Source organism: Cypionkella sp., from assembly GCF_036782355.1.
In the GTDB taxonomy this organism is placed as follows: Bacteria; Pseudomonadota; Alphaproteobacteria; order Rhodobacterales; family Rhodobacteraceae; genus Cypionkella.
Genome location: NZ_DAIPZF010000004.1, coordinates 57,433 through 78,150 on the forward strand (window position 1 = coordinate 57,433; position 20,718 = coordinate 78,150).

At 61.8% G+C, this 20,718-nt stretch carries 21 protein-coding genes; 16 read left to right on the forward strand and 5 right to left on the reverse strand.

Features of this window, described 5'->3' with window-relative positions:
• Window positions 1–39 precede the first annotated feature (39 nt).
• From fabI to V7Q10_RS02700, 5 genes are all read left to right on the forward strand, one after another.
• A complete protein-coding gene (gene fabI / locus V7Q10_RS02680) occupies window positions 40–861 on the forward strand; it encodes an enoyl-ACP reductase FabI (protein ID WP_333867496.1) in 822 nt (273 codons plus the stop codon).
• Entirely contained in the window at window positions 858–1,472 is a 615-nt protein-coding gene (locus tag V7Q10_RS02685) for a LysE family translocator (protein ID WP_333867497.1), read from the forward strand. The genes fabI and V7Q10_RS02685 overlap by 4 nt, the downstream gene beginning before the upstream one ends.
• Before the next feature lie 74 nt (window positions 1,473–1,546).
• A complete protein-coding gene (gene gpt / locus V7Q10_RS02690) occupies window positions 1,547–2,053 on the forward strand; it encodes a xanthine phosphoribosyltransferase (protein ID WP_333867498.1) in 507 nt (168 codons plus the stop codon).
• A gap of 10 nt (window positions 2,054–2,063) precedes the next feature.
• Entirely contained in the window at window positions 2,064–2,561 is a 498-nt protein-coding gene (locus tag V7Q10_RS02695; protein ID WP_333867499.1) for a DUF2127 domain-containing protein, read from the forward strand.
• A gap of 9 nt (window positions 2,562–2,570) precedes the next feature.
• Window positions 2,571–3,749 (forward strand): aminotransferase, encoded by a 1,179-nt coding sequence (locus V7Q10_RS02700; protein ID WP_333867500.1) that lies wholly within the window; start codon window positions 2,571–2,573, stop codon window positions 3,747–3,749.
• Here V7Q10_RS02700 and V7Q10_RS02705 read toward each other — a convergent pair.
• From V7Q10_RS02705 to iolC, 3 genes are read right to left on the reverse strand one after another with little or no spacing between them, the layout of a single operon-like run.
• A complete protein-coding gene (locus tag V7Q10_RS02705) occupies window positions 3,746–4,573 on the reverse strand; it encodes a class II fructose-bisphosphate aldolase (protein WP_333867501.1) in 828 nt (275 codons plus the stop codon). The two genes, V7Q10_RS02700 and V7Q10_RS02705, sit on opposite strands and share 4 nt — an antisense overlap.
• On the reverse strand, window positions 4,570–5,412 hold the full coding sequence (locus V7Q10_RS02710) for a 5-deoxy-glucuronate isomerase (RefSeq protein WP_333867502.1): 843 nt from the start codon (window positions 5,410–5,412) through the stop codon (window positions 4,570–4,572). Before V7Q10_RS02710 ends, V7Q10_RS02705 begins: the two co-directional genes overlap by 4 nt.
• Before the next feature lie 8 nt (window positions 5,413–5,420).
• A complete protein-coding gene (gene iolC, locus V7Q10_RS02715) occupies window positions 5,421–6,473 on the reverse strand; it encodes a 5-dehydro-2-deoxygluconokinase (RefSeq protein ID WP_333867503.1) in 1,053 nt (350 codons plus the stop codon).
• Window positions 6,474–6,536: 63 nt separating this feature from the next.
• On the opposite strand from iolC, the gene V7Q10_RS02720 reads away from it, so the two are divergent.
• The 3 genes from V7Q10_RS02720 to V7Q10_RS02730 are packed head-to-tail and all read left to right on the forward strand — an operon-like array spanning window position 6,537 to window position 9,706.
• Complete coding sequence (locus tag V7Q10_RS02720) at window positions 6,537–7,637, forward strand: Gfo/Idh/MocA family protein (RefSeq protein WP_333867504.1); 1,101 nt, start codon at window positions 6,537–6,539, stop codon at window positions 7,635–7,637.
• A 13-nt stretch (window positions 7,638–7,650) separates the two neighbouring features.
• Window positions 7,651–8,535, forward strand: coding sequence for a TIM barrel protein (locus V7Q10_RS02725; RefSeq protein WP_333867505.1), 885 nt, complete (start codon window positions 7,651–7,653; stop codon window positions 8,533–8,535).
• 13 nt (window positions 8,536–8,548) lie between these two features.
• Window positions 8,549–9,706, forward strand: a complete 1,158-nt coding sequence (locus tag V7Q10_RS02730) for a Gfo/Idh/MocA family protein (protein WP_333867506.1) — start codon at window positions 8,549–8,551, stop codon at window positions 9,704–9,706.
• Here V7Q10_RS02730 and V7Q10_RS02735 read toward each other — a convergent pair.
• Window positions 9,703–10,692, reverse strand: a complete 990-nt coding sequence (locus V7Q10_RS02735; protein ID WP_333867507.1) for a LacI family DNA-binding transcriptional regulator — start codon at window positions 10,690–10,692, stop codon at window positions 9,703–9,705. The genes V7Q10_RS02730 and V7Q10_RS02735 overlap by 4 nt on opposite strands.
• Window positions 10,693–10,932: 240 nt before the next feature.
• Between V7Q10_RS02735 and V7Q10_RS02740 the strand changes: the two genes are divergently transcribed.
• The 6 genes from V7Q10_RS02740 (at window position 10,933) to lexA (ending at window position 15,770) form a co-directional block, all read left to right on the forward strand.
• Window positions 10,933–11,520: an aminodeoxychorismate/anthranilate synthase component II gene (locus V7Q10_RS02740; protein WP_333867508.1), complete on the forward strand. Its 588-nt coding sequence runs from the start codon at window positions 10,933–10,935 to the stop codon at window positions 11,518–11,520.
• Window positions 11,517–12,530, forward strand: a complete 1,014-nt coding sequence (gene trpD / locus V7Q10_RS02745; protein ID WP_333867509.1) for an anthranilate phosphoribosyltransferase — start codon at window positions 11,517–11,519, stop codon at window positions 12,528–12,530. The genes V7Q10_RS02740 and trpD overlap by 4 nt, the downstream gene beginning before the upstream one ends.
• Before the next feature lie 13 nt (window positions 12,531–12,543).
• Window positions 12,544–13,356: an indole-3-glycerol phosphate synthase TrpC gene (gene trpC / locus V7Q10_RS02750; RefSeq protein ID WP_333867510.1), complete on the forward strand. Its 813-nt coding sequence runs from the start codon at window positions 12,544–12,546 to the stop codon at window positions 13,354–13,356.
• Complete coding sequence (gene moaC, locus V7Q10_RS02755) at window positions 13,353–13,829, forward strand: cyclic pyranopterin monophosphate synthase MoaC (protein WP_333867511.1); 477 nt, start codon at window positions 13,353–13,355, stop codon at window positions 13,827–13,829. Before trpC ends, moaC begins: the two co-directional genes overlap by 4 nt.
• Window positions 13,826–15,004 (forward strand): molybdopterin molybdotransferase MoeA, encoded by a 1,179-nt coding sequence (locus tag V7Q10_RS02760; RefSeq protein ID WP_333867512.1) that lies wholly within the window; start codon window positions 13,826–13,828, stop codon window positions 15,002–15,004. The genes moaC and V7Q10_RS02760 overlap by 4 nt, the downstream gene beginning before the upstream one ends.
• A gap of 79 nt (window positions 15,005–15,083) precedes the next feature.
• The gene (lexA, locus tag V7Q10_RS02765; RefSeq protein WP_333867513.1) at window positions 15,084–15,770 is read left to right on the forward strand and encodes a transcriptional repressor LexA; all 687 of its coding nucleotides are present in this window, start codon (window positions 15,084–15,086) and stop codon (window positions 15,768–15,770) included.
• Here lexA and V7Q10_RS02770 read toward each other — a convergent pair.
• A complete protein-coding gene (locus V7Q10_RS02770) occupies window positions 15,744–17,825 on the reverse strand; it encodes a ComEC/Rec2 family competence protein (RefSeq protein WP_333867514.1) in 2,082 nt (693 codons plus the stop codon). The genes lexA and V7Q10_RS02770 overlap by 27 nt on opposite strands.
• Before the next feature lie 87 nt (window positions 17,826–17,912).
• Here V7Q10_RS02770 and gltX point away from each other — a divergent pair, with 87 nt between their 5' ends.
• Both gltX and V7Q10_RS02780 read left to right on the forward strand, forming a co-directional pair.
• Window positions 17,913–19,307, forward strand: coding sequence for a glutamate--tRNA ligase (gltX, locus tag V7Q10_RS02775; RefSeq protein WP_333867515.1), 1,395 nt, complete (start codon window positions 17,913–17,915; stop codon window positions 19,305–19,307).
• Between the two features lie 74 nt (window positions 19,308–19,381).
• Window positions 19,382–20,677 carry a citrate synthase gene (locus V7Q10_RS02780; RefSeq protein WP_333867516.1) on the forward strand — a complete coding sequence of 432 codons (1,296 nt, stop codon included), beginning with the start codon at window positions 19,382–19,384 and terminating at the stop codon, window positions 20,675–20,677.
• The last annotated feature ends 41 nt before the right edge of the window (window positions 20,678–20,718 follow it).

A 20,718-nucleotide genomic window follows, 5' to 3' on the forward strand; every position in this document is an offset into this window, starting at 1 on the left:
ACAGCTATTCGATGAAATAGGGTGGGCGGGGAAGAGCGAATGTCAACCGGACTTATGGCAGGAAAACGCGGGCTGATCATGGGCCTTGCGAATGACAAATCCATCGCTTGGGGTATTGCCCAGGCCCTTGCTGCGCAAGGCGCGGAAATTGCCTTTTCATATCAAGGCGATGCGCTGAAGAAACGTGTGCTGCCGCTGATCCAGTCGATTGGCATGTCCGAAATGGTAGAATGCGATGTCGCCTCGGATGACAGCATCGACGCGCTGTTTGCACATTTGGCACAGACCTGGGGTAAGATCGACTTTCTGGTCCATGCCATCGGCTTTTCCGATAAAAACGAGCTGCGTGGCCGCTATGTCGATACCAGCCGCGCGAATTTCAGCATGACGATGGATATCTCGATCTATTCCTTCACCGCCGTCTGCCAACGTGCGGCGGCGATGATGCCCGAGGGGGGATCGATGCTGACGCTGACCTATTACGGCGCCGAAAAGGTGATGCCGCATTACAACGTCATGGGCATCGCCAAAGCCGGGCTCGAGGCAAGCGTGAAATATCTGGCCGAAGACCTTGGCAAAGACGGCATCCGCGTCAATGCGATCTCGGCAGGCCCGATCAAAACCCTTGCCGCCAGCGGCATCGGTGATTTCCGCTATATCATGAAGTGGAACGAGCTGAACTCGCCCCTGCGCCGCAATGTGACGCAAGAAGAGGTCGGCAAGGCCTCGCTTTACCTGCTCTCTGATCTCGGCTCGGGCACCACGGGCGAGAATTTGCACGTCGATGCAGGCTATCATGTCGTCGGTATGAAAGCCGTTGATGCGCCCGATATTGATGTGGTCACAGGCCGCAAAGAATGACCCTTGCCGCCTTCCTGACCGTAGCACTGCTGCATTTGATGGCAGCCATCAGCCCCGGCCCCGCCGTGCTGATGTCGGCGCGCACCGGCGTTACGGAAGGCCTGCGCACCGGCGCATTTCTGGCAATCGGCATCGGCGCAGGCGCCGTGGTCTGGGCCGCAGCCGCGCTCTTTGGTCTCGCGGTTTTGTTCCAAGCCGCCCCTGCCCTGCTTTGGGCGCTGAAAATCGCAGGCGGGCTTTACCTGATGCATATGGCTTGGGGCATGTGGCGCACAGCCGACACCCCGCTCGATATGTCGGCCACCAGCCGCACCCCGCGCAGCGCGGCCTCGGCCTTCCGGCTTGGTCTTGTCACCCAACTCTCCAACCCCAAACCCGCCGTGCTGTTCTCGGCCATCTTCATCGGCACCGTGCCCAAAGCCACCCCGCTTTGGGTGATCGCCGCCCTGCTGCTGGTGGTCTTTCTGAACGAGGCGATCTGGAACACCCTTGTCGCCCGCCTCTTCTCCTTCCACCGCTCCAAAGCCGCCTATATCGGCCTGAAATCCACCATCGACCGCAGCTTTGGCGGCCTGCTGGCGCTTTTGGGCGTCAAAATCGCCGTCACCTGACCTTCATCTGTCCCTAAATATCCCGGGGGTGCGGGGGCTGGCCCCCGCTGCGCCGCCAAACAAAGGAACCCGCCATGACCGATCGCCTGCCGCACGAAAAAGGTTTCCATGTCTCTTGGGACCAAATGCACCGCGACAGCCGCGCGCTGGCTTGGCGGCTTGATGGCAAGGGACCAGAAGAAGGCGGCGCTTGGCGCGCGGTTGTGGGCATCACCCGCGGCGGGCTGGTGCCTGCGATGATCGTGGCGCGCGAGCTTGATATCCGCACCGTCGATACCATTTCGATCAAAAGCTACAACCACCAGAACCAAGGCGCCGCCCAAGTGATCAAATCACCGCAGGCCGAGCTGATGGGCGACGGCAGCGGCATCTTGATCGTCGATGATCTGGTCGATTCGGGCAAAACTCTCGAAGTTGTGCGCAAACTTTACCCCCGCGCGCATTTTGCCACTGTATATGCAAAGCCATCGGGCAAACCGCAGGTCGACAGCTATATCACCGAGGTCAGCCAAGACACTTGGATCTTCTTCCCTTGGGATATGGCGCTGCAATATGTCCAACCTTTCCGCGGACAGGACTGAACCCAGGCTTATGAAAACCCTAGCACGTATCGGGCTTGCGCGCATTTTGCATTGGCTCTTCGAGATGAGCCTCGCGATCAAGGCCGTGCTAACCAGCGCCGAGGCCCTCACCGGCCTTGGCCTGTTGCTGACCCCCAATCCGCTGGTCGCACGCCTGCGCTATTTCATCACCCATTACGAGATTGCCGAAAACTCGACCGACACCATGGCGCAATGGACGCAGACCGCGATTTCGCAGTTTCCGCTCAGCACGCAGAATTTCTACGCCTATTATCTCATGTTCCACGGCGGGCTTAAGGTCTTGATGGTGGTGATGCTTTGGCTGCGGGTGCTTTGGGCCTATCCTGCCGCCATGGTGGTGCTGTCGGGCTTTGTCAGCTATCAGCTTTACGAATTTCACCTCACCGGCTCGCCTATGCTCTTGCTTTTGGCGTTTTTCGATCTGTTTATGATCGGATTGATCTGGCAGGAATACAAAGCCCTGAAAGCCCGGATCGCCCAAGCCTAAGGACCGCGCATGACCCAGCCGCTTAACCCGCATATGGCAGCCACCTTTCCGCCTCCGGTGATGGAGGCGCGGCGCTGGTTGGCAGGCGTCAGCTTTCCGCCCGAACGCCCGCTGATCAATATCTCGCAAGCCGCCCCCGTGGATCTGCCGCCCTTGGCGCTGCGTCAAGCGATTGCCGAGGCCGCAGTGAACAATCCCGAGGCGCATCTTTACGGCCCCGTGCTGGGCCTGCCTGCGCTGCGCGCCGAGATTGCGGCGCAGTGGTCTGCGCAATATGGCGGCCAAGTCACAGAGAGCCAAACCGCAATCACCCAAGGCTGCAACCAAGCCTTTTGCGCCGTGATGTCGACACTTGCTGCGGCGGGCGACGAGGTGATTTTGCCAACGCCATGGTATTTCAACCATAAAATGTGGCTTGATATGCAGGGCGTCAAAACCGTGCCACTGCCCGCAGGCGCTGGTCTGATCCCCGAGGCAGAGGCCGCTCGCGCCCTGATCACACCGCGCACGCGGGCGATTGTTCTGGTCTCGCCCAACAACCCCGGTGGGGCGGAATATCCCTCGCAGACCTTGGCCGCCTTCCGCGATCTGTGCCGCGCGCGCGGCCTTGCGCTGATCGTCGATGAAACCTACCGCGATTTTGACAGCCGCAGCGGCGCGCCGCATGATCTGTTCACCGATCCCGATTGGGACGACACGCTGATCCAGCTTTATTCCTTTTCCAAAGCCTACCGGCTGACCGGCCACCGCGTCGGCGCCGTTGTGGCCAGCCCCGCGCGGCTGTTTCAGATCGAGAAGTTTCTGGACAGCGTCGCGATCTGTCCCAACCAATTGGGCCAGATCGCAGCGCTTTGGGGCATGCAGAACCTTAGCCAATGGCTGGCGGGCGAGCGGGCCGAGATTTTGGCGCGACGGGCTGCGATGGTTTCGGGCTTTGCCGCCCTGCCCGATTGGAAACTTTTGGGCTGTGGCGCCTATTTCGCCTATGTCGAGCATCCCTTTGCCGAAGCCTCGGACGCGCTGTGCAAGCGGCTGGTGCGCGAGGCCGGGCTGTTGATGCTGCCGGGCACGATGTTTCAGCCCGAAGGCTCTGCCGCTGGCGCGCGTCAGATCCGCATTGCCTTTGCCAATATCGACGCCGCAGGCATTGCAGAAACCTTCCGCAGGCTGGCAGAGGTGCGCGCCTAACTTAGGCTGCGCATAGCTGCTCGCGCGGCAAGGGTCAGCGGCGCGATGGTTTCGGACAACAGCTGATTGCGGTCAAAGCGTTCGGGGGTTTGCAAAACCGCCGCGCGCAGGGCTTGGCCAAAGGCCATGCGCAGCTCGGTCCCGATATTGACCTTGCAGACAGATGTTTGCCGCACGATCTGGCGGCGCAGATCAGGCGCAAGCCCCGATCCGCCATGCAGCACCAAGGCCAGATCGGGGGCCGCCGCCTGAATGGCGGCCAAGCGCGCCCAATCCACCTCTGCACCGCTTTGCGTCATCAGATGGCTGTTGCCAACCGAAACCGCCAGCGCATCTACCCCCGTTTCGGCCCAGAACTGCGCCACCTCTTCGGCCTTGGTGCCAACCGAGGCCGCGCCCTGATGATAGCCGACATAGCCAAGCTCTGCCTCGACCGAGACCCCCTGCGCCTGCGCGCGTTTGGCGATTTCGGCGGTGCGGGCGATGTTTTCCGCCAAAGGCAGGGCAGATCCGTCATACATCACCGAGGTAAAGCCCGCATCGATCGCGCGCAGGCAAACCGCCAAATCTTCGCCGTGATCCAGATGCGCCACCACCGGAACGCTTGCAGCCTGCCCCAGACTGCGAAACATCGCGCCCAAAACCTCCAGCGGCATATGCGCGCGACAGCCGGGGCCTGCTTGCAAGATCACCGGTCGCGCCTCGGCTTCGGCGGCGGCGACAAAGGCGCGCGCATCCTCCCAGCCCAGCACCACCAGCCCCGCCACCGCCGTGCCATCGCGCAGGCAGGGCCGCAACACCTCGCTCAGCGTGGCCAGCGTCATTTGAACTTGGCGATCATATCCTTGATCCCCGGAATGGTTTCGATCTGATCGGCGTGGCTTGGCTGGAAATATTGCACCAAGGACCGCTGGGTTTCTCCGGCCAGAATGGTGAAGTAATACATCTCATAGCCCGGCAGCACGCAGCAGGGATGATAGCCGCGGTCAATCACCATGGTCGAGCCATCGACCAGATGATAGGCATCGCCCGACAGCCCATCTTCGCGCTGCAACATCTGCAAGCCCGAGCCATGCGGCGGGTTAAAGCGGAAGTTATAGACCTCGTCATGGCGCGATTCGAGCGGCAGGCGGTTGGTGTCATGCTTGTGGCTGGGAAACCCCGACCAGCCGCCAGCCCCCACGGTGTAAAGCTCTGACACCAGCAGACGGCTGACCCGCCCGTGGTATTTGGTGCCAAGGATATGCTTGATCTTGCGATGGGTCTTGGTGTCATCCGATCCGTATTGCACCGGATCAATCTCGCTTGCCACAATTGCAAAGGCGGGAAAGACCTCGTCGGTCAGCGCGCCTGCGACAAAAACCTCGGCCTGTTCGCTGTCGCAGATCAACACCGCCTCGGCGCCGGTGGGGACATAAACGCCCTCGGGATCGGCATCCCAAACGCTGGCCGTGCGATTGCCGATCGGGCCAAAGTCTTGGCCGCCCACCTGCACATGGATGCGCCCCGTGGCGGGCACGATGCAGGTCTCATATCCCGCCACCTGCGAGACAAAGCTTTGCCCGCGCGTCAGTTTGATGATGTTGAAATAGACCAGCGGCACCAGCGCATGGCCCGCCGCAATGATCGGCTGATTTTCGTTGTCATAGGGGGCAATATGCATCGGAACCTCTAGGAATAAGACTGTAAAAAGGCGTCAAGCGCCGCCGTGTCGGGCGAGGCAGGCGCGCAGCCCACCCCTGCCACAATGATCGCCGCAGTGGCCGCCCCGCGTGCGACCGCCGCTTCAAGCGCATGGCCGCGCGCAAGCCCCGCCAGAAACCCGCCCATAAAGCCATCGCCCGCGCCCATCGGCTTTTGCGCCGTGACCTTGAAAATGCCGGTCTCAAAGGCGCCCTCGGCGGTATAGCTGACCGCGCCTTCGCTGCCGCGCTTATAGATCGACACCAGCGCGCCATCTGTGGTCAAAGCCTGCGCCAGCGCTTGGCCCTTAGCGTAATCCCCCGCCATCAGGCCAAATTCGTCGTCATTGCCGATGACGATATCGGCACTTGCGGCGGCGTCGCGGTAAAGCGCGCCGGCTTGGGCATCGGAAGTCCAAGAATAGGCGCGATGGTCAATATCCAGCACCACAATCGCCCCCGCAGCCCGTGCCGCCGCGATTGCCGCAAAGCTGGCCGCGCGCGACGGCTCGCGCGCAAGTGCTGTGCCGGTGACAACCAAAGCCGCAACCGCGCTGAAATCCACCGCCGCCACATCCGCCTCGGTCAGCGCGAAATCGGCGGCATCATTGCGGTAAAGCACCGTCTGCGGGCCTTCGGCGATCGTCTCGACCACGGCAAGCGAGGTGCGGGCCTCGGCCCTTGCAAAGCCGACATGGCCCGTCGCCACGCCGTAACGACCCAGTTCGGCCAAGCAATACCGCCCCACCGCATCCTGCGACACCCGCGTCAGCAAAGCCACCTTTGCGCCCTGTCGCGCCAAGGCCACCGCGATATTGCCCGCCGAGCCGCCAATCGCCGCCGTAAAGCGGCCTGCCGCCTCGATCTGCGTGCCCGGCGGGTCGGCGTAAAGATCCATCCCCACCCGCCCCAAGACCACAAAGCTGTTCAAAGCCATGCGCGCAGAAAGCCGTTGCAGGCTCATAAAGCCGCCGGTGACTGAGGGGTTTTCAAAGCGCGCATCGCATTCCTTTCCTGCCGGTGCTGAAATCGGATTGACCATATCTTGCGCCTTAGGTTACCTATTTTGCAACCGGTTGCAAACACAAACCAAGGAAGCCAGCCTATGCAAGATATCGGCATCGGACTTATCGGCGGCGGCTATATGGGCAAGGCCCATGCGGTGGCCATGGCGGCGGTGGGGGCGGTGTTTGACACAGCGCTGCGGCCAAGGCTCGAGATGATCTGCGCCAGCTCTGACGCCTCGGCCGAGGGCTATCGCGCCGCCTTTGGCTTTGCGCGCGCCACCGCAGATTGGCGGGTGCTGGTGGCTGACCCCAAGGTGCAGGCGGTGGTGATCGCCTCGCCGCAAGAAACCCACCGCGCGATTGCCGAGGCGGCCTTTGCGCTGGGCAAGCCGGTGTTTTGCGAAAAGCCGCTTGGGGCCAGCTATGAAGACAGCCTTGCGATGGTGGCGGCGGCGAAAGCTTCGGGCTGCGTCAATATGGTGGGGTTTAACTATATCCGCACGCCAGCCTCGCGCTTTGCTCGCGATCTGGTGGCGCGCGGCGAGATTGGCGAGATCACCTGGTTTCGCGGCGAACATACCGAAGATTTCGACGCCGATGCCAGCAAGCCTGCAACCTGGCGCAACTTTGGCGCGGCAAACGGCACAATGGGCGATCTGGCCCCGCATATGATCAACGCAGCCCTTGCGCTGATCGGCCCGATTGCGCGGCTGAGTGCCGATATCACCACCGTGCACAGCAACCGCCCCGGCACGCAGGGCCGCGCGGTGAATGACGACATCGGCCAATTCATCTGCCGCTTTGACAATGGCGCGATGGGGCATCTGTCGTTCAGCCGCATCGCCATGGGGCGAAAAATGGGCTATGCCTATGAAATCACAGGCACAAAAGGTGCCATCCGCTTTGACCAAGAAGACCAGAATGCGCTTTGGCTCTATCGTGCCGAAGACCCGCCCGCGCTGCGCGGGTTTCGCAAGATCCTGATGGGGCCAGAGCATCCCGATTACCTGCCCTTCTGCCAAGGCCCCGGCCACGGCACCGGCTATCAAGACCAAATCATCATCGAGGCCCGCGATTTCCTGCGCGCCATTGAAACCAACACCAGCCTTTGGCCCAGCTTTCACGACGGGATGGAGGTGAACCGCATCATAGCGGCCGCCCATAGCTCGGCGCAGGCTGGCGCTTGGGTCGATCTGTAAAGGACGCAAAAACATGATCAAGATCGGCAATGCCCCCTGCTCTTGGGGCGTCGAATTCGCCAGCGATCCGCGCAATCCTGCATGGCGGCGGGTGCTGTCTGATTGCGCGCAGGCAGGCTATAAGGGGATCGAGCTTGGCCCGATTGGCTTTATGCCCGAAGACCCCGCGATTTTGGCCGATGCGCTGGCCGAGCATGATCTGACGCTGATCGGCGGCGTGGTGTTTCGCCCCTTTCACGACCCAGCCGCTTGGGACGATGTCTGGGATGCCACCCAGCGCACCTGCACCGCGCTTGTCGCCCATGGCGCGCAGCATTTGGTGCTGATCGACAGCATTTCGCCGCGCCGCGCCCCCACCGCCGGGCGCGCCAGCGAGGCCGAGCAGATGCCGCCTGCCGAATGGAAAAGCTTTGTTGACCGCATTCGCCGCGCCGCCCAACTGGGCGCAGACCACGGGCTGACCGTGGGCATTCACGCCCATGCCGCAGGCTTTGTCGATTTCGAACCCGAGCTGGAGCGGCTGTTGTCCGAGATCGACCCCGATCTGTTGAAAATCTGCTTTGACACCGGCCATCATTCCTATGCGGGCTTTGATCCGATCAGCTTTATGCGCCGCCATATCGACCGCATCTCCTATATGCACTTCAAAGATATTGATCCCGTGGTCAAAGCCCGCGCCGTGGCCAATCGCACCGGGTTTTATGACGCCTGCGGCCAGGGTATTTTCTGCAATCTGGGCAAGGGCGATGTGGATTTCGTCAGCGTTCGTCAGCTGCTGCTTGACGCGGGCTTTGCCGGATGGTGCACAGTTGAACAAGATTGCGATCCGGCGGGGGGCACATCGCCCATAGATGACGCCCGCGCCAACCGCGCCTATCTTTCCTCTATCGGTTTCTAAAAGGGGCCTAAGCATGAAAAAACTGAATTGGGGTATGATTGGCGGCGGCAAAGGCAGCCAGATCGGCCCAGCGCATCGGCTTGCAGCTGGCCTTGACGGGCTTTACAGCTTTGCCGCAGGCGCGCTGGACCACGACCCCGCTGCGGGCCGCGCCTTTGGCCAAGAGCTGGGCCTTGCGCCCGAGCGCGCCTATGGCGATTGGCGCGAGATGCTGGCAGGCGAAAGCAGCCGCGCCGACCGGGTTGATCTGGTCACGGTGGCGACGCCAAACGCCACCCATTACGAGATTTCCAAGGCGTTCTTGCAGGCGGGTTTTAACGTGCTGTGCGAAAAGCCGATGACCGTAACCGAGGCCGAGGCCGAAGATCTGGTGCTGACCGCGCGCAAGGCGGGGCGGATTTGTGCGGTGAATTACGGCTACACCGGCTATGCGCTGGTGCGCCACATGCGGGCCATGGTGGCGCGCGGCGATATTGGCGGCGTGCGGCTGGTGGTGGCGGAATTTGCCCATGGCCACCACGCCAATGCCGCCGATATGGACAATCCGCGCGTGCGCTGGCGCTATGATCCGGCACAGGCGGGGGTTTCGGCGCAATTTGCCGATTGCGGCATCCATGCGCTGCATATGGCCAGCTTTGTCACCGGCCAAGAGGTCAGCACGCTTTCGGCGGACTTCGCCTCGTGCCTGCCGGCGCGGGTGCTGGAAGACGACGCCATGGTGAATTTCCGCATGAGCGGCGGCACCGTCGGGCGGCTTTGGACCTCGTCTGTCGCGATCGGGCGGCAGCACGGTCTGACGATTCAGGTCTTTGGCGAAACCGGCGGGCTGCGCTGGTCGCAAGAGCAGCCGAACCAGCTTTTCTACATGCCGCTGGGCCAGCGCTTGCAGGTGATCGAGCGCGGCGAGGGCAATCTTTCGCCCGAAGCCGACCGCGCCAGCCGCGTCACCGTCGGCCATGCCGAGGGCATGCCACTGGCCTTTGGCAATATCTACCGCGATCTGGGCGAAACCATTCTGGCGCTACAGGCAGGCCGCACGCCAGACCCTGCCGCCGCGCTGTTTCCGACGGCCGAGGATGGGTTGCGCTCGATTGCCGCGATCCATTCGGCGGTGGCTTCGGCTGCGGGGCAAGGCACTTGGGTTGATGCCCGGCCGGGACTGTTTCGCTAGCCGCGCAGCGTCGCCCGGCTGACAAGGTGGCAGGGATAAATCCGAACCTCGGGGGCAGCCTCGGGGTTCGCAAAGCGCGCAATCAGCAGATCGACCGCGCCGCGCACAATCGCCTCGAACGGCTGATGGATGGTCGAAAGGTTGACATTGGCCCAAGCCGCCATCGCCATATCGTTCAGCCCAAGAATGCCCAGATCCTGCGGCACCCGCACCGCTGCCGCTTGGGCGGCGGCAAGCGCGCCCAGTGCCAGCACATCATCGCCCAGAAAATACGCCTCGCAGGGGGAGTGCGCCAAAAGCCGCGCCATCTCGGCCCGCCCTGCCTCAAAGCTATAGGCGGCGGCAAAGCTGACACTGGCATGCGCGCCGCAGTGCTTGGCCTCGGCCAAAAACCCCGCCATGCGGTCTTGGGTGGTCGAGGCCTGCTCTGGCCCGCCCAGAAATCCGATGCGGGCATAGCCGCGCGCGATCAGCGCCTGCGCCGCCATCCGCCCCGCGGCCACATTGTCAATCGCTGCGACCGAAACATCCGGCACCGCAGCCGCGCGGCCAAAGGCATGCACCACCGCGATGCCCGCCTGTTGGAACGCCCGCGCAAAGCCCTGCGGCAGATGCGACGAGGCCACGATCACCCCATCCACCGAATATTGTCGCAGCATCTGCAAACAGCGCTCGGGGTCGGTTTCATCTGACAGGTTCACCAACAGCGGGCGCAGACCCTGTTCTTGCAGCGCGCGGGTGAACAGATCAAAAATCTGCAAAAACACCGGATTTTGAAAGTTGTTCGACACCAGCCCCACCAGCTGCGTCTTGCGCGTGGTCAGGCTGCGCGCCAGCATATTCGGGCTATAGCCCAAGGCGGCGGCGGCTTGTTCGACCTTGGCGCGGGTCTTGGCCGAAACCGAAGCCCCCGGGGTAAAGCTGCGCGAGGCGGCCGCATGCGACACCCCTGCCCGCGCCGCCACATCCTTAAGGGTAATCGCCATCGGCCTCTTCCAGTAGTTGCCCGCAAAGCCTAGCCCAGCCCGCGCGCCTTGTCACCGCGCCTGCACGTCTTGCCGCAAGTCTGCCCGCAGCGCTAGGTTTACACCGCAGGTCGGATCGGCGATAAGTCGGATGAAAGCTTCGACCAGTCGCGCAGGGTTGCAGGGGTTTCTTGCCAAACAGCAGGCAACCAGCGGACCTTCAGACAAAGAAGCGAAACAAAACAAACGGTTGTGCCCGCCATGCTGCTTTTGATCGATAACTACGACAGCTTTACCTACAATCTTGTGCATTATCTGGGCGAGTTGGGGGCCGATGTTAAGGTGGTGCGCAACGACGCGATGTCAGTGCAAGACGCGCTGGCGCTGCGCCCCGAGCTGATCGTGCTGTCGCCGGGGCCTTGTGATCCGGCACAGGCGGGCATCTGCGTGCCGCTGACACGCGCGGCGGCGGCGGCTGATGTGCCCTTGCTGGGCGTTTGTCTGGGGCATCAAACCATTGGCGAGGCTTTTGGCGGCCGTGTCATTCGTTGCCACGAGATTGTGCACGGCAAAATGGGCATGATGCACCACAAGGGCCAGGGCATGTTCCGCGACCTGCCCTCGCCCTTTGCCGCCACCCGCTATCATTCTTTGGTGGTGGAAAAAGACAGCCTGCCCGAGTGTCTTGAGGTCACCGCTTGGCTGGAAGACGGCACCATCATGGGCCTGCGCCACCGCGAAAAACTGATCGAAGGCGTGCAGTTTCACCCCGAATCCATTGCCTCGGAACATGGCCACCAGTTGTTGCGCAACTTTCTTGAGGCCGCGCGGGCAAAGGTGGCGGCATGAGCGACATTCTACGCCCGCTGATCGGCATTGCCGCCACCCGCGCGCTGACCCGCTCCGAGGCAGAGGCGGCGTTTTCGGCGCTGTTTGAGGGGGCTGCGACACCGGCGCAAATGGGCGGCTTTTTGATGGCGCTGCGCACGCGTGGCGAGACGGTGGACGAATACGCCGCAGCCGCCAGCGTGATGCGCGCCAAATGCAACCCCGTGCGCGCGCCCGAAGGCGCGATGGACATCGTCGGCACCGGTGGCGATGGCAAGGGCACGCTGAATATCTCGACCGCGACCGCCTTTGTGGTGGCCGGTGCCGGGGTGGTGGTCGCCAAACACGGCAACCGCAATCTGTCGTCAAAATCAGGCGCTGCCGATGCGCTGACCGAGATGGGCCTGAACGTCATGGTCGGCCCTGCGGTGGTTGAACGCTGTCTGGCCGAGGCGGGCATCGGCTTTATGATGGCGCCGATGCACCATCCGGCCACCCGCCATGTCATGCCGGTGCGCGCCGAACTTGGCACCCGCACGATCTTTAACATCCTTGGCCCGCTGACCAATCCCGCAGGCGTGAAACGCCAGCTGACCGGCGCGTTTTCGCCAGCCCTGATCCGGCCTATGGCCGAGATCTTGCAGCTGCTGGGGTCAGAAAAAGCCTGGCTTGTGCATGGGGGTGACGGCACGGATGAAATCTCGATCGCAGAGCCGACCGATGTTGCAGCGCTTGAAGCCGGCGCGATCCGCGAATTTCAGATCCATCCCGAAGACGCAGGCCTGCCCGCGCATCCCTTCAGCGCCATCATGGGCGGCACGCCTGCCGAAAACGCCGTGGCGTTTCGCGCGCTTCTGGGCGGGGCCAAGGGCGCGTTTCGCGATGCGGTTTTGCTGAATTCGGCGGCGGCGCTTTTGGTCGCAGACCATGCCACCAGCCTGCGCGAAGGCGTTGAAATTGCGGCGCATTCCTTGGATTCCGGCGCTGCCAAGGCGAAAATCGAGGCGCTTGCCCGTCTGACCCACCTTTAAGAAGGCTGCCGCTATGCCCACGATCCTAGACCGCATCAAAGCCTATAAGCTGGAAGAAATCGCCGCCCGCAAAGCCGCGCGCAGCCTGTCTGATCTGGCCGAGGCCGCAGCCCATGCCCCCGCCCCGCGCGGCTTTGCCAAGGCCTTGTCCGAAGCCGCCGCCGCAGGCTATGGCTTGATCGCCGAGATCAAAAAGGCCAGCCCCTCCAAAGGCTTGATCCGTGCAGACTTTCACCCTGCCGATCTGGCGCGGGCCTATCAGACAGGTGGCGCGACCTGCCTTTCGGTGCTGACCGATGCGCCCTCGTTCCAAGGCGACGACAGCTTTTTGACCGCAGCACATGGCGCCACCAAACTGCCCTGCCTGCGCAAAGATTTCCTTTATGACACCTATCAGGTGGTCGAGGCCCGCGCGCTGCATGCCGATTGCATCTTGATCATCATGGCGTCTTTGTCCGATGCCCAAGCCGCCGAACTGGAAGCGGCCGCCGTCGAGCTGGGGATGGATGTGCTGATCGAAGTGCATGACCGCGCCGAATTGGACCGCGCCTGTGCGCTGAAATCGCCGCTGATGGGGATCAACAACCGCAATCTGCACAGCTTTGAGGTGACGCTGGATACCACCCGCGCGCTTGCCCGCCATGTGCCCGAAGACCGGCTGATCGTCTCGGAATCGGGCCTGTTCACCCCTGCCGATCTGGCCGATATCGCCGCCTATGGCGCGCGCTGCTTCCTGATTGGCGAGGCTTTGATGCGCCAAGACGATGTCGCCGCAGCCACCCGCGCGATTTTGGCCAATCCGCTGACCGCAGGGGGGCGGGCATGAGCCTGACGCATTTCGACGATCAGGGCCATGCGCATATGGTCGATGTCTCGGACAAACCGGTGACCGCGCGGATCGCAACCGCGGTGGGCGCTGTGCGCATGGGGGCCGAAACTTTGGCGCTGATCACCGAAGGCCGCGCGAAAAAGGGCGATGTTTTGGGGGTTGCGCGGCTTGCGGGCATCATGGCGGCCAAGAAAACCGCCGATCTGATCCCGCTGTGCCATCCGCTGCCGATCACCAAGGTAACGCTTGATCTGACCCCCGATCCCAGCCTGCCCGGCATTCGCGTTGCGGCCACCGTCAAGACCGGCGGGCAAACTGGCGTCGAGATGGAGGCGCTGACTGCCGTCTCGGTTGCTTGTCTGACGATCTTTGACATGGTCAAGGCGGTCGAGAAATCCATGGTGATCGAGGCCATTCATGTGACCCTGAAAGACGGCGGCAAATCTGGTCGCTTTGAGGCCGCGCCATGATCTCGGTTGCCGAAGCGCTGGCGCGCTGCCTTGCCTTGGCCGCCCCGCTTGGGCTTGAAACCCTGCCGCTGCGCGCCGCAAATGGCCGTGTGATGGCAACGCCTGCGGTGGCAAAACTGACCCAGCCGCCCTTTGCGGCCTCGGCGATGGATGGCTATGCCTTGGGGGCCGAGGCCGCGATTGGCGACAGCTTTACCGTGATCGGCGAGGCGGGCGCGGGCCACGGCTTTGCAGGCGCGCTGACCGCCAAACAGGCCACCCGCATCTTTACCGGCGCGCCCTTGCCACAAGGGGCTGTGACGATTGCTATTCAAGAAGACATCAGCGCAACAGGCGATCAGATCACCCTGAACGCAGCCGCGCGGGCGGGCGACAATATCCGCCCGAAAGGCCAAGATTTCGCCCTTGGTGACAGCTTGCAGCCCAGGCTTTTGCGGCCCAATGACCTTGCCCTGCTGGCTGCGATGAATGTGGCCAAGGTGCAGGTGCGCAGGCGTCCCATCGTGGCGCTGATCGCTTCGGGCGATGAATTGGTGATGCCGGGCGAAGACCCCGGCCCGGATCAGATTATTGCCTCAAACACCTTCGCACTTGCCGCCATGGTCGAGGCCGCGGGCGGCGAGGCGCGGATGCTGCCGATCGCGCGCGACACCGAAGCCAGCCTGCGCGCGGTCTTTGCGCTGAGCGAAGGTGCGGATCTGATCGTCACCGTTGGCGGTGCTTCGGTTGGCGACCATGATCTGGTCGGAAAAGTCGCCGCCGATCTTGGGCTTGAGCGGGCGTTTTGGAAAATTGCCATGCGTCCGGGCAAGCCGCTGATGGCGGGCAGGGTGCTGGGCATTCCGATGCTGGGCCTGCCGGGCAATCCGGTTTCGGCCATCGTCTGCGGCCATCTGTTTATGGTGCCGATGCTGAAGGCGATGCTGGGTCTGCCCGACCCCGCGCCGCAAACCCTGCGCGCCACATTGGGCCGCGATCTGCCCGCCAATGGCCCGCGCAGCCATTACATGCGCGCGCGGATCTCTACGCCCAATGGCACGCCCACCGTTACCGCCTTTGAACGCCAAGACAGCGCTTTGCTGACGATTTTGACCCAAGCCGATGCGCTGATCATCCTGCCGCCCGACAGCCCGGCTCTGCCTGCGGGCAGTCTGGTGGATTATATCGCGATTTGAGGCGAAATTCGCAAAACAGTTGACACAAAGCAAGAACACGGGCAGAACATAGCGACAACAACCGCCACGGGGGCCCGCCATGTTGACGCGAAAGCAGTTGGAACTTCTGGATTTCATCAAGACGCGGATGGACATTGACGGCGTGCCCCCCTCGTTTGACGAGATGAAAGACGCGCTGGATCTGCGCTCGAAATCCGGCATCCACCGGCTGATCACCGCCTTGGAAGAACGCGGCTTTATCCGCCGACTTGCTCACCGCGCTCGGGCGTTGGAAATCGTCAAACTGCCCGAATCGATGGAACGCGCGGGCTTTACGCCCAAGGTTATTCAGGGCGATAAGGTATCGCCCCCCGCCGCTGCAATCCCGATTGAAGCGGTCTATGCCACCGAACTGCCGGTGATGGGCCGCATCGCCGCCGGTGTGCCGATCGAAGCGATTAGCCATGTTTCGCATCATGTCGCGGTGCCCGGCTCGATGCTCTCGGCCAATGGGCAACACTATGCGCTTGAAGTCAAAGGCGATTCGATGATCGACGCTGGCATTAACGACGGCGATATCGTGATCATCCGCGAACAAAGCACGGCCGAAAATGGCGAGATTGTCGTCGCCCTGGTCGAAGACGCCGAAGCAACGCTGAAACGCTTTCGCCGCAGGGGCAATATGATCGCGCTGGAGGCTGCGAACCCAGCCTATGAGACCCGCATGATCCCAGATCATATGGTCAAGGTGCAGGGCCGCTTAGTCGGGCTCATTCGCAGCTATTGATCGCTGCGGTTTGGCGATGCGCAGATCGCGCAGCGCGGGCCGTGGCGACATCCAGATCCGCGCGCCAAAGCGGGATGGGGTAATCTGCAGATAGTCTGGGTGCAGCGTCAAGGCCAGCGCGCCGGTGGCATCAAGCATCTTGCGCCCGATTAAAACGCAGCCTTGCGGTGGCGCAGCAGGCGGCGGGGCAGCTGCGGGTAAGATCACCAGATCAGCCTCGGCGCAGGCACTTTGCATCAAAGCCGCTGCCGTCTTACCTCGCAGCGCAATACCGCGCCAGCCTGCAATCTGAAAGCGGCGCGCGCTGGGTGGGCCGTCAAACCCCTGCCGCGCCGCAGCGCTCTGCTGATCAGCCAAATCGCCATCGCCCTGTAGCCAGTTTTGCGCGACAAAGCCGCCGCCCTTGGCAACCGACAGCGCACGCCCCTGCCCGCCCATCAGCCCCACCAGCCCACCATCTGAAGCGATAAGCAGTTGCGGTCGCGCCGCCAAGCTCCAGCCGCCAAAGGCCAGAACCAGCGGCAAAACCGCCAGCCAACGCCAAATGCCGCGCCAGACCAACAGCCAAATCCCTGCCAGCGCAATCACCGGCATCACCCAATCTTGCGGCTGGATGATCGGTGTGACGGCCCCCTGCAACCCCGCAACCCAATGCGCCACAAACAAAATCCAGCGCGCGGCCAGCTCCATTACCCAAAGCGCAGGCCCCGCCACACCCAAAGGCGCCAGAAGCGCCGCCATCGCCCCCGCCGCCATCAGCACCGACATCGACGGCGCGGTCAAAACATTGGCGAGCAGGCCATAATCGGTAAAGCGGTTAAAGGTCGCCGCCGCAAACGGCGCCGTCGCCGCCCCCGCCAGAACCGAGGTCAGCACCATCGTGAACACCGGAACAAGCCAGCGTGGCAGCTTTTCACGCAAAATCGCGCGATCCAGCGCCGCAAAGCCCGCAATCAGCACAATCGTTGCGGCGAAAGACAACTGAAACCCCGGCTCGCCCAAAGCCTCGGGTTCGTGCAGCAGCAAGATGACCGCCGAAAGCGCCACTGACCGCATCGTCAGCGCCCGCCTATCCAACAAAATAGCCCCCAACATGACGCAGACCATCAAGAACGCCCGCTCGGTCGCCACATTCGCGCCCGACAGCAGCAGATAGAAAAACGCCACGCCCAAAGCCACCCCTGCCGCCAGCTTTTTCGAATTCACCCGCAGTGCCAAAGCGGGCAGCAAAGCCACGCCATAGCGCAGCAGCATAAAGACAAATCCGGTCAGAAACGCCATATTCATCCCCGAAATCGCCAGCAAATGCGCAAGATTGCTGTCGCGCAGCGCCTGCACGGTCGAGAGGCCAATGCCCGAGCGATCCCCCGTCATCGCCCCTGTCGCAAAAGCACCCGCCTCGGAAGGGACCGCCGCCATCATTTTTGCGGCCAGAAAGCTGCGCAGCCGGTCAATCAGCTGCGTGCCGTCCTCGGGCTCCGACCAAAGCAGCACCGGCGCGCGGCTATAGCCAACCGCCCCCAACTGGCGGAAAAACGCCATGCGGCGAAAATCAAATCCCCCCGGCTCGGCAGGGCCATCGGGCGCCGACAGAAACCCGGTCAGCAAGATCACCTGCCCCGGAGTTGCGCTAAACTCCTGATCATGCAGGGAAACCCGAACCCGTAGCGGCGTGCGCGCCGGTGCCACATCTGACAGGACAACGCGGTCAAGCGTCAGACGCAGCGCGTCTGATTGCGAACGGTCGATCTCGACAATCCGGCCCTGCACCGGCCCATAATAGCGAAAATCTAGCATCGGTGCGGCCACCTGATGCGCCCGCAGTCCCGCCGCACCGAAGCCCAAGGCGACACAGGCCAAGGCCATCGCCAAAGGCCGCAACGCCCCCAGCGGCACCAGTGCTGCACAAATCCCAAGCCCCGCAACCGCCAGATAAAGCAGCAGCGCGGGCTCGAACGGCAGCGCAAACCACAGCGCGATGCCGATCGCGATAAAGACCGGAACCCAGACAAACAGCTGCCCCCGCGCAGCCTCCAGCGCATCCAAGATGGCCAATGGCCCCCGCACCTTGTTTTGCCCTCCGCATTTGCCTAAAGCTGCGCCCAGACTATCTCTGTCATGGTTTCCGAAAGGTTAACGTCAATGTCCCGTCCAGTCGTCACCCGCTTTGCGCCCTCGCCCACGGGCTATCTTCATATTGGCGGTGGCCGTACAGCGCTGTTTAACTGGCTTTACGCGCGCGGACGGGGCGGCAAATTCCTGCTGCGAATCGAAGACACTGACCGCGAGCGGTCCACCCCAGAGGCCACGGCCGCCATTTTGCGCGGCCTGACTTGGCTGGGTCTGGATTGGGACGGCGAGCCGATCAGCCAGTTTGAGCGCCGCGATCGCCATGCCGAGGTCGCCCACGAGATGCTGCGCCGCGGCACCGCCTATAAGTGCTTTTCCAGCCAAGAAGAAATCGCTGCGTTCCGCGAAGCCTCGAGCGCAAGCTATGCGGTGTTCCGCAGCCCTTGGCGCGATGTAGCAGCCGAAGATCACCCCGATCTGCCCTATGTCATTCGGATGAAGGCGCCGCAAATCGGTCAAAGTTTCATAAAAGACGAAGTGCAAGGCAGCGTCACCATCCAGAATGACACTTTGGATGATATGATTTGTTTACGCTCTGATGGTACACCGACCTATATGCTCGCGGTTGTGGTCGATGATCATGACATGGGCGTCACTCATGTCATTCGGGGGGATGATCACCTGAACAATGCCGCGCGCCAGCAGATGATTTATGATGCCATGGGCTGGGAAGTTCCGGTTTGGGCACATATTCCGCTGATCCACGGCCCAGATGGCAAGAAATTGTCCAAACGCCATGGCGCGACGGGCGTCGAAGAATATCAGGCCATGGGCTATCCGGCTGCGGGTATGCGTAACTACCTGACCCGTCTGGGTTGGGCACATGGCGATGCCGAGATTTTCAGCACCACCGAAGCGCTTGCGATGTTTGATCTGGCGGGAATCGGGCGTGCGCCTGCGCGGCTTGATTTCAAAAAGCTGGAAAACACCTGCGGCCATCATATGGCAGCGATGCCGGATGCTGCACTGCTGCATGAATTGATCGCATTTATGCAAGCGGCGGGCCTGCCAGCTCTGACAGAGACACAGAAAGACCTAATGGCGCGCGGGCTTTACTGTGTCAAAGATCGTGCGAAAACCTTTCATGAACTGCTTGAAAAAGCTCACTTTATGCTGGTTTCGCGCCCCATTTCTGCCGATGAGGCATCGGCAAAGTCGCTTGATTCGGTATCCCGTGGTATACTGAATTCATTGACGCCGCAGTTGCAAAATGCTAGCTGGACAAAGGCGGAATTGGAGACGATCCTAACCAATGCAGCTGCAGAAAACGGAATTGGCTTTGGCAAACTGGCCGCCCCGCTCCGCGCAGCACTGGCAGGGCGCAGCACGACGCCAAGCGTGTATGACATGATGCTTGTCATCGGTCAGACTGAGACGATCACACGGCTGAACGACGCAACTGTGTAAGCTGCGACTTTCGCCAATCCGGAAACGACCCTGCCCGCATTTGGCGGCGCAGCGCACCATACTGGGGATGTTAGATGGCCGACACGACCAAAACCGCGACGCTGAGCCTTGATGGAAAAACCTATGACCTGCCGGTGATGTCGCCGACGCTTGGTCCTGATGTGCTTGATATCCGCAAGCTTTATGCCCAAGCGGATGTCTTCACCTTTGATCCGGGCTTCACCTCTACAGCCGCCTGCGAAAGCGCGATCACCTTCATCGACGGCGACAAGGGCGAGTTGCTGTATCGCGGCTATCCGATCGAACAATTGGCCGAAGAGTCCAGCTTTATCGAGGTTTGCTATCTGCTGCTTTATGGTGAGCTGCCAAACGCCAGCCAGTTGCAGGATTTCGAGCATCGTGTGACGCGCCACACCATGGTGCACGAACAGATGCACAACTTCTTCCGCGGTTTCCGCCGCGATGCGCATCCGATGGCGACAATGGTCGGCGTCGTCGGCGCGATGTCGGCGTTTTATCACGACAGTCTGGATATCAACGACGAATGGCAGCGCGAGGTTGCAGCCATCCGCATGATCGCCAAGCTGCCAACGATTGCCGCGATGGCCTATAAATATTCGGCTGGACAACCCTTTGTTTATCCAAAGAATTCCCTGTCGTTCGCGGGCAACTTCCTGAATATGTGCTTTGCGGTTCCGGCCGAAGATTACGAGGTGAACCCGATCCTGTCCAAGGCGATGGACCGGATCATGCTGCTGCATGCCGATCACGAGCAAAACGCCTCGACCTCGACCGTGCGTCTGGCGGGCTCTTCGGGTGCGAATCCCTTTGCTTGTATTGCGGCCGGCATTGCTTGCCTTTGGGGCCCTGCCCATGGCGGCGCAAACCAAGCCTGCCTTGAAATGCTGCGTGAAATTGGCACCGTTGACCGGATTCCGGAATATATCGCCAAGGCCAAAGACAAAAACTCGGGCTTCCGCCTGATGGGCTTTGGCCACCGCGTCTATAAAAACTTTGACCCGCGCGCCAAAGTGATGAAAGAATCGGCAGACGAGGTGCTGGAGCTTTTGGGCATCCACAACAACCCAACCCTGCAAGTCGCCAAAGAGCTGGAGCGGATCGCTTTGGAAGACGATTATTTCGTCTCGAAAAAGCTTTATCCAAACGTCGATTTCTACTCGGGCATCATTCTGGATGCGATGGGCTTCCCGACCTCGATGTTCACGCCGATTTTCGCGATTTCGCGCACTGTCGGCTGGATCTCGCAGTGGAAAGAGATGATCGCCGAAAAGAACCAAAAGATCGGTCGTCCGCGTCAGCTTTATGTCGGCGAGACGCATCGCGATTATACGGACGTCACCAAGCGCTAAACTTTTACGGCGGCTCGAAAGGGCCGCCGTTTTCATCTCGC